This is a genomic window from Streptomyces sp. NPDC000880, from assembly GCF_053599675.1.
Genome location: NZ_JBSFMS010000069.1, coordinates 1 through 13,187 on the forward strand (window position 1 = coordinate 1; position 13,187 = coordinate 13,187).

13 protein-coding genes are annotated in these 13,187 nt (G+C 70.7%); 5 read left to right on the forward strand and 8 right to left on the reverse strand.

Annotation, left to right across the window (positions count from 1 at the left end; genetic code table 11):
• Positions 1-49 precede the first annotated feature (49 nt).
• The 4 genes from fxsA to ACWDO5_RS21870 form a co-directional block, all read right to left on the reverse strand.
• Positions 50-652 carry an FxsA family membrane protein gene (gene fxsA, locus ACWDO5_RS21855; protein WP_450532004.1) on the reverse strand — a complete coding sequence of 201 codons (603 nt, stop codon included), beginning with the start codon at positions 650-652 and terminating at the stop codon, positions 50-52.
• A gap of 153 nt (positions 653-805) precedes the next feature.
• Positions 806-1,597, reverse strand: coding sequence for a polyprenol monophosphomannose synthase (locus tag ACWDO5_RS21860; protein WP_450532005.1), 792 nt, complete (start codon positions 1,595-1,597; stop codon positions 806-808).
• A 514-nt stretch (positions 1,598-2,111) separates the two neighbouring features.
• A complete protein-coding gene (locus ACWDO5_RS21865; protein WP_450532006.1) occupies positions 2,112-3,752 on the reverse strand; it encodes an amidohydrolase in 1,641 nt (546 codons plus the stop codon).
• Positions 3,753-3,761: 9 nt separating this feature from the next.
• The gene (locus ACWDO5_RS21870; protein ID WP_307664705.1) at positions 3,762-4,202 is read right to left on the reverse strand and encodes an Lrp/AsnC family transcriptional regulator; all 441 of its coding nucleotides are present in this window, start codon (positions 4,200-4,202) and stop codon (positions 3,762-3,764) included.
• 206 nt (positions 4,203-4,408) lie between these two features.
• On the opposite strand from ACWDO5_RS21870, the gene ACWDO5_RS21875 reads away from it, so the two are divergent.
• Complete coding sequence (locus ACWDO5_RS21875; RefSeq protein ID WP_450532007.1) at positions 4,409-4,816, forward strand: hypothetical protein; 408 nt, start codon at positions 4,409-4,411, stop codon at positions 4,814-4,816.
• A gap of 28 nt (positions 4,817-4,844) precedes the next feature.
• On the opposite strand, the gene ACWDO5_RS21880 is transcribed toward ACWDO5_RS21875, so the two are convergent.
• Positions 4,845-5,027 carry a hypothetical protein gene (locus tag ACWDO5_RS21880; RefSeq protein ID WP_450532008.1) on the reverse strand — a complete coding sequence of 61 codons (183 nt, stop codon included), beginning with the start codon at positions 5,025-5,027 and terminating at the stop codon, positions 4,845-4,847.
• Between the two features lie 190 nt (positions 5,028-5,217).
• Between ACWDO5_RS21880 and ACWDO5_RS21885 the strand changes: the two genes are divergently transcribed.
• Entirely contained in the window at positions 5,218-5,511 is a 294-nt protein-coding gene (locus ACWDO5_RS21885) for a hypothetical protein (protein ID WP_450532009.1), read from the forward strand.
• A gap of 2 nt (positions 5,512-5,513) precedes the next feature.
• On the opposite strand, the gene ACWDO5_RS21890 is transcribed toward ACWDO5_RS21885, so the two are convergent.
• Positions 5,514-6,686 carry an acyl-CoA dehydrogenase family protein gene (locus tag ACWDO5_RS21890; protein ID WP_450532010.1) on the reverse strand — a complete coding sequence of 391 codons (1,173 nt, stop codon included), beginning with the start codon at positions 6,684-6,686 and terminating at the stop codon, positions 5,514-5,516.
• Between the two features lie 341 nt (positions 6,687-7,027).
• On the opposite strand from ACWDO5_RS21890, the gene ACWDO5_RS21895 reads away from it, so the two are divergent.
• Positions 7,028-8,293, forward strand: a complete 1,266-nt coding sequence (locus ACWDO5_RS21895) for a glycoside hydrolase family 18 protein (RefSeq protein WP_450532011.1) — start codon at positions 7,028-7,030, stop codon at positions 8,291-8,293.
• 109 nt (positions 8,294-8,402) lie between these two features.
• On the opposite strand, the gene ACWDO5_RS21900 is transcribed toward ACWDO5_RS21895, so the two are convergent.
• Together ACWDO5_RS21900 and ACWDO5_RS21905 are read right to left on the reverse strand one after the other, a co-directional pair.
• Positions 8,403-8,546 (reverse strand): SCO1431 family membrane protein, encoded by a 144-nt coding sequence (locus tag ACWDO5_RS21900; RefSeq protein WP_450532012.1) that lies wholly within the window; start codon positions 8,544-8,546, stop codon positions 8,403-8,405.
• A 118-nt stretch (positions 8,547-8,664) separates the two neighbouring features.
• Positions 8,665-10,089 (reverse strand): peptidase C39 family protein, encoded by a 1,425-nt coding sequence (locus ACWDO5_RS21905; protein ID WP_450532013.1) that lies wholly within the window; start codon positions 10,087-10,089, stop codon positions 8,665-8,667.
• Positions 10,090-10,254: 165 nt separating this feature from the next.
• Here ACWDO5_RS21905 and ACWDO5_RS21910 point away from each other — a divergent pair, with 165 nt between their 5' ends.
• Both ACWDO5_RS21910 and ACWDO5_RS21915 read left to right on the forward strand, forming a co-directional pair.
• Entirely contained in the window at positions 10,255-10,887 is a 633-nt protein-coding gene (locus ACWDO5_RS21910; RefSeq protein WP_450532014.1) for a uridine kinase family protein, read from the forward strand.
• A gap of 389 nt (positions 10,888-11,276) precedes the next feature.
• Positions 11,277-13,172, forward strand: a complete 1,896-nt coding sequence (locus ACWDO5_RS21915; RefSeq protein WP_450532015.1) for an AAA family ATPase — start codon at positions 11,277-11,279, stop codon at positions 13,170-13,172.
• Positions 13,173-13,187 lie beyond the last annotated feature (15 nt).

A 13,187-nucleotide genomic window follows, 5' to 3' on the forward strand; every position in this document is an offset into this window, starting at 1 on the left:
GTGAGACGGCCCGCGGCTCTGTCCTGTGCGCGGATCCCGTCAGATGCTGTCAGGGGGTCAGCGGAGGTCTGCGGCCCTCGTCCTCGTAACTCCGCGGCGGCGTTCCGTCCTGCCTGATGACCTCACCCTGCACGACCTTCCCGTCCGGCCGGTGAATGCGGGCCTGCTGGAAGGCGTCACCGAGGCTGCCGGGCGCGGCAGCGCGCATACGGCTCTCCACGGACCGCTCCGCGTACCGCCCGAGCATCGAGCGGACGGGCGGTACCAGCAGCAGCAGGCCCGCCACGTCGGAGATCAGGCCGGGCAGCATGAGGAGCAGTCCGCCGAGCATCAGGAATCCATTGCCCGGGCTGCCGCTGCCGCTGCCGGTCCCGGTGCTGTCGGCGCCGGCGGCCGGCCCCTGGCCGGCCTGTTGTTGCTGCAAGGTCTCGGTGAGGCTGCGGAACGCGCGGCGGCCTGCCCGCTTGATCACGACGCCGCCGAGGACGGCGCCGCCGACGAGCAGGGCAAGCACCGTGAGTCCGCCGGCCACGTCGGCGACGAGGGTCAGCAGCCAGATCTCGAGCACCAGCCAGGCGGCGATGCCGAGCGGGACAAAAGTGCGGGCGCGCGAGCGCCTGGGGGCTGTCGGGGGCGGTGCGCCGGTCGTCATGCTCCCAGTGTGCCTGGACGCCCGCCGGAGCGGCATAAGCGGTTGATCAAGATCGCGGACGGGCCCGGCGGCCGTCCGCGATCAGGACGACCTGCGACCTCAGGACGACGTGCGACCCCAGGACGACATGCGACCCCAGGAGGGCTTATGGCCTCAGGAGGGCTTGCGGCCGAGGAGACGATTCGCCCGGCCTCCGATTCCCCAGGCGGTGACCCGCCACAGCGCCTCGACGACGATGTCATGGCTCATCTTGGAGTCCCCCAGTTCGCGCTCGACGAAGGTGATGGGGACCTCCACGACGTGGTAGCCGGCTGCGACGGCTCGCCTGGCCAGGTCGACCTGGAAGCAGTAGCCCTGGGAGGCCACTTCGGCCAGCCCGAGCCCTTGGAGGGTCTCGGCGCGGAAAGCGCGGTAGCCGCCGGTGACGTCCCGGATGGGAACGCCGAGGAGGAGGCGTGAGTACGTGCTGCCGCCCCGCGAGAGGAACTCGCGGGACTTGGGCCAGTTGACCACGCGGCCGCCGGGGACCCAGCGAGAGCCGAGGACCAGGTCGGCGCCCTTGAGGGCGGTCAGCAGCCGGGGCAGTTCCTCGGGCTGGTGGGAGCCGTCGGCGTCCATCTCGACGAGTACGCCGTAGCCGTGCTCGATTCCCCAGGTGAAGCCCGCGAGGTACGCGGCGCCGAGCCCTTCCTTGCCCTTGCGGTGCAGAACATGCACCTGGTCGTCCTGGGCCGCGAGCGCATCGGCGAATTTGCCGGTGCCGTCGGGGCTGTTGTCGTCGGCGACGAGGACGTCCGCCTCGGGCACGGCCGCGCGCACCCGGGAGACGATCGGCTTGATGTTCTCGGCCTCGTTGTAAGTCGGGATGATCACCAAGGCTCTGCCCAGCGGGCCGTACCGCCGCCCCTGGGCTTCGCCACGGATAACCCCAGCGCCGTCGTTCACTGCTGCCCCTTAAAGTCCGTGCACAGAGCCCCACCATAGCGAGCGCTCAGCGCGCGACTGCGGCGGCACGGAGCTGCGGTGTCGTACGTCCGACGGCGGCGCGGAAAGCAGCTGCGGATCGGGGCCCGGCGTCCTTCGGGCCGACCTGGGACCCGCTGGCTGCGGGTCGACCGAGAGCCGTTGTCTACTGAACGCCGGGCCCCACCCGGGTCGCACCCGCCGACCGGCTGGAACCTTCCCTCGCCCCCGAGGCGCGGGCGCTGAACCTGGCTCCCAGTGGCAGTGCGCCGGTGCGGCGCACTCCCCCATGACCCAGCGGCGTTCGACGACTGCGTGGAGGTTTGCCGGTCGGACGTCCTGTGGTGGACTCGGCCGAACCTACCCGCCGGTGGGCGCTCCATGTCAACAGTCGTCTGATCTGCAAGATTTGCCCAAATCACCAGGTCAGCAGGGAAGATCCGCAGGTCGCGGCGAGCGCGCGGAGTATCTGCCGACGGCACGAAATGTCCGCACTTCACTCGTACGGCCGCTCAAAGACGGTTTGTCCGAAGACCACGGTCCGCAGGCAGACGGGGAGTTCGGCGCCGGGGCTCAGATCGGGCAGGCCAGGGGTGCCGGAACGGGGGTCGGTGGACCAGCGGGCGACGCGGTCGTCAGGGGCCTGGACGACGAGTTCCTCGGTGCGCCACACGGCGTAGTCGGCAGGCGCGCCGGGAACCAGGACACCGGCGTCGTCGCGGCCGACGGCGCGCCAGCCGCCGCGTGTGTGGGCGGTGAAGGCGGCGCGGGCTGAGATGCGGTGTTCGGGGGTGCGGTGGAAGGCGGCGGCCCGGACGGTGCCCCAGGGGTCGAGCGGGGTCACGGGGGTGTCGGAGCCGAAGGCGAGGGGCACTCCGGCGCGCAGCAGCGCCGCGTACGGGTTGAGGGTGCGGGCCCGTTCGACGCCGAGGCGCTGCGCGTACATGCCGCTGTCGCCGCCCCAGGCCGCGTCGAAGGCGGGCTGCACCGAGGCGGTGAGGCCGAACTCGGCGAAGGCGGCGATGGTTTCGGGGGTGAGCATCTCGGCGTGTTCGACGCGGTGGCGGGCGGCTCGTACGCGGGCAAGACCGATCGTGTCTGCCGCGGCCCTGACGCCGTTGACGACCGCGGTGAGGGCGGCGTCGCCGATGGCGTGGAATCCGGCCTGCAGTCCGGCCTCGGTGCAGGCGGTGACATGGGCGGCGACGGCCGCGGTGTCGAGGTGGGCGGCGCCGGTGTGCGGGGCGTCGTCGTAGGGGGCGTGCAGGCAGGCGGTGTGCGAGCCGAGGGAGCCGTCGACGAAGAGGTCGCCGGCCGCGCCGATCGCGCCGAGTTCGCGGATCCGCCGGGCGTCCTTCGCGTCTGCGACCTGCTCGGCCCAGTAGCCGACGACCCGTGGGCCCGGCTCCGCCTCGGCCAGTGCCAGCAGGGATGTGAAGTCGTCCTCGTCGGAGATGTCGGGGCCGGCGCACTCGTGGACGGTGCCGATGCCGAGAGAGGCGGCCTGCGCGAGTGCGGCGCGCTGGGCGGCCGCGCGCTGGGCGGGGGTGATCGCGCCATGGGCGGCGGAGCGCACGGCGTGGTGGGCCGCTGCGGTCAGCGGCGCGTCCGGGTGGAAGCCGGTGAGGTCGCTGACGCCGGGGACGAGGTCGAGCAGGGCGGTGGTCACCACCGCCGAATGGACGTCGATCCGCGGCAGGTAGAGGGGACGGCCTTCGGCCGCCTCGTCGAGCTCGGCCCGGGACGGCGGGCGGCGCTCGGGCCAGCGCGAGGCGTCCCAGCCGTGCCCGAGGACAACCTTGTCGCCGGGGTGTGCGGCGCTGTGCTGCCGTACGAGACCGAGGGCCTCGGCGAGCGTGCGAGCGCCGGACAGGTCGAGGCCGGTGAGCGCGAGGCCGGTCGCCGTGGTGTGCACGTGTGCGTCCGTGAACGCCGGGGTGACCAGGGCCCCTTCGAGGTCGATCACGTCGTCGACGCCGCCCGCGAAGGCATCGGCGGCGCCCTCGGAGCCCACCCAGGCGACATGTCCCCGTTCGACGACCATCGCGGTGGCGAAGGGGTCGGCGGGGCTGTGGACTTCTCCACCGCGCAGCAGCACGGTGCGGTGTTCGCTCTTGGGGACGGCGCTCTCGTTCATGGGACCAGCCTAGATACGCGGCGGGCGTGCCTCGTACGGGGTGGAGAGTACGACCGTCGTACGGGTGGAGACCCCGGACAGCGAGCGGATGCGGGTGAGCAGGTGCTCCAGCTCCAGCGGCGTCGAGACGCGCACCTTGAGGATGTAGTTCTCGTCGCCCGCGACGCTGTGGCAGGCCTCGATCTCGGGCACGTCGGCGAGACGCTCCGAGATGTCGTCCGGCGCGCTCGGGTCGAAGGGTTTGACCGAGATGAACGCGGTGATCGGCAGCCCGACCGCCTCGGGATCGACGACCGCGGCATAGCCGCGGATGACGCCACGCTGCTCCAGACGGCGGACGCGCTGATGCACCGCCGAGGTGGACAGGCCGGTGGCCTTGCCCAGGTCGGTGTAGCTCATCCGCCCGTCCTTGACGAGCAATTCCACGATCTGACGATCCAGCTCCTCCATGCGGATCAACCTATTGCCCCAGGTCGCTTCCGGCACAGTCGGCTGCGGCGTACAGGGGGCACCTGCGGCAGGCATGTGACGAATGCCACAGGTTTGCCGCCCCGGTCGGCCGTGACCGCACGGTTACCTGCCGGGCGCGTGGGGAATTGCTTGCTGTGGTCGAGGCCGCAAGTGCCTGGTCGGCCCACCCGAGGGGGGAATTCTCCATGCAGAGTGTCAAGAACACCGGCCGTACCGAACCGGAGCCTGTCGATTCGGCCGAACTGGCTGAGATCGACGAGCTCGACGCGTACGACACCTTTGAGATGTACCGGGTCATCTGCCCGGACTGCGCGCAGCCGATCGCGCTGCTGGCGGACGAGGACGTCCTGCCGGAGCACGCGCTGTGCCCCACCCCGTGGAATCCGTTCGGGCTGACCGTGTGCGCCGGCACCGGCCGTCCCGCCTCGCAGGCGCGTCCCGCGGACGAGACCCTCGAGGTCCAGGAGCAGGACACCGCGCTGCTGTTGACGCTCCCCCAGGGCTTCGACTGGCGGACGCAGCCCTTCTCGCACGTCGGTGGTCCGGGCTCGCGTCCGCTGCGGGTGCCGCAGATGCGGCGCCACGCCGCCTGAGGGTCTTCTTCAGATCATCGGGCGGACCCTATGAAGGTGCCCGCGAGGAGGAGGCGAGGATCTCCACGCCGAGTTCGAGGGGCTTGCTGGCCGGGCCGGTGAGGTGGACGACCGCGCGCTGGGGATGGCGGGTGCCGGGGCGGTAGCTGAAGTCGGTCTGGGGCCCACCGAGTTGGACGTCGGGGTGGCCGTCGCGGATGAGGACAGCCACGCAGGGTGCGGTACCCGTCGGCGCCCTTTCGGCGATCACCAACCGCGTGCGGGCTCGCCCGCGAGGTCACCCACCGGAAAGCAACCACCAACGCCCCTGGCCCACGGCAACCCCGAATCCGGTAACCCGCGAACTTCCGCGCGATTTGGCCCAGCGGTAACCCGCCACCGGCGCGGTGCGTTCCCCAGACATGACCCTGCTGTACTCCGCGACCAGTCACGGTCGGCGCCGGCTGGCGACACCGCCACCCGAAGAATCGGTTCCGCACCCGGCCGATCCGCCCATCTACCGGGAGCTGCTCCAGCTGTGGGCGAGCAAGGGCAGGACCCTGCCCGGGCGCCGCGACCCGGAGTGGAGCAGGCTCGCGGCGCCGCCGGCTTTCGCGCCGCCGCGGGCTGCATGGGACTCGGCCGCGAAAACCACCCACCGGACAGCAGCCACCAACGTCGTGTGGCCCACGGCACCCACGAACCCGGGTGACTAGGTTCAGCGTGTCTCAGGTCCGGCCAGGTGACGGGCGATGACCATGCGCTGGATCTGGTTGGTGCCCTCGACGATCTGGAGCACCTTGGCCTCGCGCATATAGCGCTCGACCGGGAAGTCCAGGGTGTAGCCGTAACCGCCGAGCACCTGGACCGCGTCGGTGGTGACGCTCATTGCCGCGTCGGTGCAGAACAGCTTGGCCATGGCGGCCTGCCGGGAGAACGGCCGTCCCGCGTCGCGCAGCCGGGCAGCGGCGAGGTAGAGCGCTCGCCCCGCCTCGATCCGGGTGGCCATGTCGGCGAGCATGAAACGCATCCCCTGGAAGTCGGCGATGGGCCGTCCGAACTGCCGGCGCCCGGTGGCATACGAGACGGCCTCGTCCAGGGCCGCCTGCGCGAGCCCGACCGCACAGGCGGCGATGCCGAGCCGGCCCGAGTCGAGCGCGGAGAGTGCAATCGCGAAGCCCTGGCCCTCCTCGCCGATCCTGCGGGAGTCAGGGACCCGTACGCCGTCGAAGTGGAGCTGGGCGGTGGGCGAGCCCTTCATACCCATCTTCTTCTCGGGTGCGGCGGCGTTCAGGCCCTGTGTGTCACCGGGGACCAGGAAGGCGGTGATGCCGCGGGCGCCCTCCCCGCCAGTCCGGCCCATCACGGTGTAGAAGTCGGCGATCCCGCCATGCGTGATCCAGGACTTGGTGCCGGTGATCACCCAGCTGTCCTTGTCACGCACGGCCTTGGTCCGCAGCGATGCGGCGTCCGAGCCGGAGCCGGGCTCGGACAGGCAGTACGCGCCCAGCAGGCCGCCGCCGAGCATGGCGGGCAGATGCTCGGTCTGCTGCTCCTTGGTGCCGTAGCCGGCGAGTGCGTGGCAGGCGAGGGAGTGGACGCTGACGCCGAGGCCGACGGTGAGGCGGGCGGCGGCGAGCTCTTCGAGGACCTGGAGGTAGACCTCGTACGGCTGGTCTCCGCCGCCGTACTCGGAGTCGTACGGAAGGCCGAGCAGTCCGGACTCGGACAGGAGCGAGAAGACCTCGCGCGGGAAGTGCCCGGAGTCCTCCTCCTCGGCCGCCCGGGGGGCGATCTCCCGCTGGATGATGTCGCGTACCAGGGCGATCAGATCCCTGGATTCCTCGGCGGGCAGTTGGCGTTCCACCGGATGCGGGGCGCGGTCGGGCATTGCGGCGCTCTCCTCCCTGTCGGGCGCTGCGGCGTCGCGCGCGAAGGGTGTGGGCGCGCCGCCGGACTTGCTGCCAGGCCGATGCTGCCCTTCCGGATCACGAAAGAGACTCGACGGCCGCTGTGGCGCGTTGAGTATGCCCGATCAGCGGACTTCCGTCACGGGTGGGAATTGACGGCTCCGCTCTCCCACCACCGGTCGGAATTGGTCCGAACCATTGACGCACTGGTCTAGTCCTTCTACCGTTTCTTCCCAGCGGCTGGCCGCGTTCATGCCAAAGAAGTCGGACGGTCGACAGCACCTGCCCCCCACTCGCTCTCCCTCCCCCACGAGGAGACCTGATGCTCGGACCACTCCGTCCCCGCGCCCGCCTGAGGGCGCTCATCGCCGCCGCGTGTACCGCCGTACTCGGCGCGACCCTGCTCACCGGCGGCCAACTCGCCTCCGCCGGCGAATCCGCCCCGGCCACGAAGACCGCGAAGACCCCTGCCGCCCCGGCGGCAGCCGGGAACAAGGTGATCGGTTACTTCAGCGAATGGGGCGTCTACGACCGCAATTACCACGTCAAGAACATCCAGACCTCCGGCTCCGCGAACAAGCTCACCCACATCAACTACGCCTTCGGAAACGTCACAGGCGGCAAGTGCGCGATCGGTGACGCCTTCGCCGACTACGAGAAGACGTACACCGCCGCCCAGAGCGTGGACGGCGTCGCCGACACCTGGGACCAGCCGCTGCGGGGCAGCTTCAACCAGCTGCGCAAACTGAAGAAGCTCCACCCGAACCTCAAGGTCCTCTGGTCCTTCGGCGGCTGGACCTGGTCCGGCGGCTTCGGTCAGGCCGCGGCCGACCCCGCCGCCTTCGCCCAGTCCTGCTACAACCTGGTCGAGGACCCGCGCTGGGCCGATGTCTTCGACGGCATCGACATCGACTGGGAGTACCCCAACGCCTGCGGCCTCAGCTGCGACACCAGCGGGCGCGAGTCCTTCAAGAACCTGATGTCCGCGCTGCGTGCGAAGTTCGGCAGCTCCAACCTGGTGACCGCGGCGATCACCGCGGACGCCTCGTCCGGCGGCAGGATCGAAGCGGTGAACTACGCGGGCGCGGCCCAGTACGTCGACTGGTACAACCCGATGACGTACGACTTCTTCGGCGCCTGGGCGGCGCAGGGCCCCACGGCCCCGCACTCGCCGCTCACCTCCTACACCGGCATTCCGCAGCAGGGCTTCAACTCCGACGCCGCGATCAAGAAACTCAAGAGCCTCGGCGTCCCCTCGTCGAAGCTGCTGCTGGGCATCGGTTTCTACGGACGGGGCTGGACGGGCGTGACACAGAAGGCGCCCGGCGGGACGGCGACCGGACCCGCGCCCGGCAAGTACGAGCAGGGCATCGACGACTACAAGGAACTCAAGGGCAGGTGCCCGGCCAATGGGACCGTCGCCGGGACTGCGTACGCGCACTGCGGCACCCAGTGGTGGAGCTACGACACCCCCGCCACGATCGCGGGGAAGATGAACTACAAGAACCAGCAGGGCCTGGGCGGCACCTTCTTCTGGGAGCTCAGCGGTGACACCCCGAACGGAGAGCTGATCAAGGCCATCAACTAGCCTGCAGAGACGATGAGGGCGGGCAACCGGACGCGGCTGTCCGTCCTCGCGTAATGCCTCGACCGGCTCGGGCACGGCCTCGGCAAGCGCCGCGGCCCAGGATCTGCGGTCAGATCAGGCCGAGCTGGGTGACGAACATGGCGAGGACGACGACAAGGGTCCAGCCGAGGATGTGCTCGAGGACCTTGGGGCCGTCGTCGGGGCCGCCGGTGCGGGTGCGGGCTCGCTCGGCGGTGGCAGCGGTCGAAGTCATAGTGCGTCTCGTTCAGTCGGCTGGCAGGTGCGTTCCCCAGGGTGACCCAACCACAGTGCCAGCGATACCGGCCCCGGGGTAGAGACGTACGTCACTACCCCGGGGGACGGCTGGCGCGTCAGCGGATGCCGAAGGCCGCCAGAGCCCGGCGCTGGGCGGCCGTCGGGCCTGCGGGCCAGTACAGGTAGCAGACGCCGCCTGTGCCCGAGACCACTTTGCCGCTCGCGTTGTAGCGCTTGGTGCGGAGCCAGATCGTCTCCCACTCGGCGCGCTTGTAGACCCGGCGTACGGCCTCGTTGCTGGGCGACGCCGGATCGTTGGCGATGACATCGCCGTCGGCTGTGAAGCCGATCACAGTCATCAGATGGCCGGAGGTGCCATAGCCCGCCCCGGTCAGCTCTTCCTTGAGGAAGGACTGGGACGTTATGGCCGGGATACCGGCCCGGATCAAGGTCTCCAGGTCGGTGAGGGAGGACAGCCGGGTGACGACCGCGCTCATGTCCCGGTAGGTGGCCGCGTAGGCGGCGTTGAAGGGCCAGTTTCCACAGCCGTTGTACTGGTAGTCGAAGGTGGAGCGGGCCGCGTGGCAGACCTGCGGATCGGCGAAGGCGGGGTTCACCCAGGACAGGTCGGCCGGGGTGGGCTTCCGGCCCCAGTACTCGATGATCATTTGCGATGACGTGGGGCTGCACCACGCCTCACCGCCGTTGTCGTACTCCGGGTACTGGCCGATGTGCGTGTTCTGCGAATAGCGCGGCACGAGCAGCTCGCGCACGAGCCCCGGCGTCGACGCGGGCACGGTGAAGCGGTCCGGGATGTCGGAGGCCATCGCGCCGAGCCGCCAGACGGTGGGCGTCAGTTTCGTGCCGGGCTTGCGGTAGAGGGTCAGCCGCAGCTGGTACGAGCTCAGCCGCAGCCCGCTCGAAGCGTCATCGACGGAGAAGGTGTCGGTCCAGATGCTCGACCTGCCGTCCGTCTGGTCGTCGAGTGAGGTACGCCGGATGTCGCCGTCGCCCGCCGCCCAGCGGCCCATCACGAACCAGGGCGTCCGGGCGGCGTCCGAGTAGCTGCCGCGCAGCTCGACCTGGAGCCAGGTGCCGGCCGGGGTGTGCGCGTTCCAGGAGGCGATGACCTCGGTCGCGGGGACCCGGGAGAGATGGACGGGCGAGGTCCAGGTGCCGTACTCCCAGGTGGTGGTCTGTCCGGTGTGCGGGTCGGTGTAGTCGGTGCGGCCCGTGGGGCCCTCGAGTACCAGGCCGGGGCGGCTGCCGGCGACGGCCCGGGTGCCGGCCGCGGTGCCGAGGCGCCAGTCGGTGTACGAGGTCCAGAAGCGGTTGTCCACGGTCGGCGCGGGCGCGCGCCCCGCGGGCTCTGTACCCCCCGCGGGCGCGGCGGACTCTGCGGGCCCGGCGGACTCCGGCTCCAAGAGCGTCCCGCCCGGCGCGGCGGCGGCCGGCATCGCGGACGAGGACAGCGCGCCCGCACCCGTAGCTGCCGCGATCGCAGCGCTCAGCACGGTTCGGCGCGAAGTAGGTCTGGCCATGGGACCCCCAAGTCAGGTACGCGACAGTGGGGGCAACTATTGCGGTTCCGGGCGGACTTCTGCCAGCGCCCGGAGCCGCGTCGCGCCACCAATATTGGTCTCGTCCAATGGGATCCCCCCGTAGTGGCCTGCGGCGGGACACGCCGCCCTCTTAGGCTTGCGGGCATGGACGACCTCGACCGGCAGGCTCCGGCGCTGCGCGCACTGGCGCCCTCGTGCGGACCGGTGCGGCTGATCGGGGTCGACGGCCACGCCGGATCGGGCAAGAGCACCTTCGCCGCCCGGCTCGCGGAGGCCGTCGGCGACGATGTGCCGGTGCTCCATCTGGACGATCTCGCCACCCACGAGGAGCTCTTCGCGTGGACGGACCGGATGCTGACCCAGGTGATAGATCCCCTCACGCACGGCCGGAGGGCGCACTACGACCCGTACGACTGGAATCTGCGCCGCTTCGGTGCGCCGCGCGCGCTGGAGGCCGCCCCCGTCGTGCTGATCGAGGGCGTGGGAGCAGGGCGACGGGCGTTGCGCCCGTATCTGGCGCGGCTGCTGTGGATGGAGCGGGACGCCGAAGAGTCCTGGCAGCGAGGCCGCCGACGCGACGGAAGCGGGCTTTCCGCCTTCTGGGACGGCTGGACAGTGGCGGAGACACGCCATTTCGCCGCGGACCCCTCCCGCCTGTACGCCGATGCCCTGGTACGTGAGTGTCACGAGGGTTATGAGTGGCTCCCGGGGCCTTCTGTGACAGCGCGACCGAATCAAGCCATCACACGGGGTGACCGCTTTCCCCCGACATACTGAGTAGTCGGAATTCCGTCTCAAGAGTGCCTCAACTCTTCTTGACCGAGGGGGCGTACAGGTCTTACGTTCTCAATGTGCGGCTTTCCGGAGCTGCCGCAGACGCGAAGCCCCCGGTTGTTCCCCCGTGATCGGGGGCTTCGTTCTGCCCCTCTCCCCCACATCACATGCGCGGCACCTCACCCCCCGCTCACCCAGGGTCACCGCCACCGGACAGCTAGCCGCGCCCTTCGTCACACGCCTTTGCGCAGGTACGATGCACCTCGGTGGGGTCAATTCCCGTCCACGGCAAGGTGGTTCAGTGCGTTTCCCCACGGTCGCCCGCCCGGCGCCGGGGGTCCGGGGGCGCGCCCCCGGGAACACACGACAGGTGCACTTTTGTGGGGGGCCTGATGGACATCGGCACGCAGGGCGTACCGGCCCCGGCCGACCTCGCCTGGGTGCGCGGCGTGGACGCCTACACGATGGGTGCGTATCCGCAGGCGGAGGAGGAGTTCCGGACCACCGTGCGGCTCGATCCCGGGATGGCCGACGGCTGGCTCGGGCTCCATGCCCTGCGCGTCGACACCACGACCGCGCTGCTGCGTATGTACAGCACCCGCGAGCGCTTCGGCGAGCAGCGCGCCCGCCACCGCCGCACCCTCAACTCCTGGTACTGGCTGGGCTGGTGGGTTCAGCCGGTACTGGAGAGCCCGCGCGACCTGCTGCTCGCGCACGCCTCCCACTGGCTCGACGGCCGCCATGTGCCGGAGCTGGACCAGGCCCTCGCCGGATTGCCGCCGGTCGACGCAGACCCGCAGGTGCGCTTTCTGCACGCCTGCCGCGCGTATCTGGTCAAGGACTGGGAACAGCTCGTACGCCACACCGAGCCGCTGATCAACGATCCATTACTGGGCATCGAGGCCGGGCTGTTCGGCGGCATGGCACGCGTACGCCTGGAGATGTACGGGCAGGCCGAGCCACTGCTCTCCGCCGCCCTGATGCGCTGTCGCAGCGAGCAGCCGCAGCGCAAAGAGCTGCGCTACTGGCTGGCGCGTGCGCACGAAGGCACCGGCCGCAGCGCCGCCGCCCTGCCGCTGTACCGGGCGGTGCACAGGATCGACCCGGCCTTCATGGACACCTCCGCGCGCCTCGCGGCGATCGCGGAGTACGACGGCATCGACGGGTACGACGAGTCGTCCGGGTTCGCGGCCGTGTCCCTGGCGGGCTTCGGCCAGGACGCGGTGGACGCGCAGGCCGACGGCGACGGGCCGGTCGCGGCCGAGGCACGGTTCGGCGTCGACCCGCAGACCCAGCTCCCCGGGTCCGTGCCGAGCGTCCCGCCCGAGGGCCCACGGCACAAGGCGGTGGTGCCGGCTCAGCCGGCACCACCGGCGTTCCCGGCGAGCCCCACCAATCCGGTGCTGCTCGGCGAGGCACTCGCCGAGCTGGAGCGGATGGTCGGACTGGAGCCGGTCAAGCGGCAGGTCAAAGCCTTGTCCGCGCAGCTGAAGATGGCCAGGCTGCGCGCCGGCCAGGGCCTTCCGGTCCAGCCGCCGAAACGGCACTTTGTCTTCTCGGGCCCGTCCGGTACGGGCAAGACCACCGTCGCCCGCATTCTCGGCCGGGTCTTCTATGCGCTCGGGCTGCTCGGCGGCGACCATCTGGTGGAGGCCCAACGGGCCGACCTGGTGGGAGAGTTCCTGGGCCAGACGGCGGTGAAGGCCAATGAGCTGATCGACTCTGCGCTCGGCGGCGTGCTGTTCGTGGACGAGGCGTACAGCCTCTCCAACACCGGCTACTCCAAGGGCGACGCGTACGGCGACGAGGCCCTCCAGGTCCTCCTCAAGCGCGCCGAGGACAACCGCGACCACCTGGTGGTCATCCTGGCCGGCTACCCGGAGGGCATGGACCGGCTGCTCGCCGCCAACCCCGGGCTCTCCTCCCGCTTCACCACACGGGTCGACTTCCCCTCCTACCGCCCTCTCGAACTGACCGCGATCGGCGAAGTACTGGCCGGCGAGAACGGCGATGTGTGGGACGACGAGGCCCGCGAGGAGCTGCGCTCCATCAGCGGGCACGTGGTCGACCAGGGCTGGATCGACGAGCTCGGCAACGGCCGCTTCCTGCGCACCCTGTACGAGAAGAGCTGCGCCTACCGGGATCTGCGGCTGTCCGGATACCCGGGCACGCCCACCCGCGAGGACCTCTCCACCCTGCGGCTGCCCGATCTGATGCAGGCGTACGGCGAGGTCCTGTCGGGCCGCGGTCCGGTCGACCGCGGCCCGCAGGATCCTCCGCCGGGCTGAACCTGACGCCGAGGC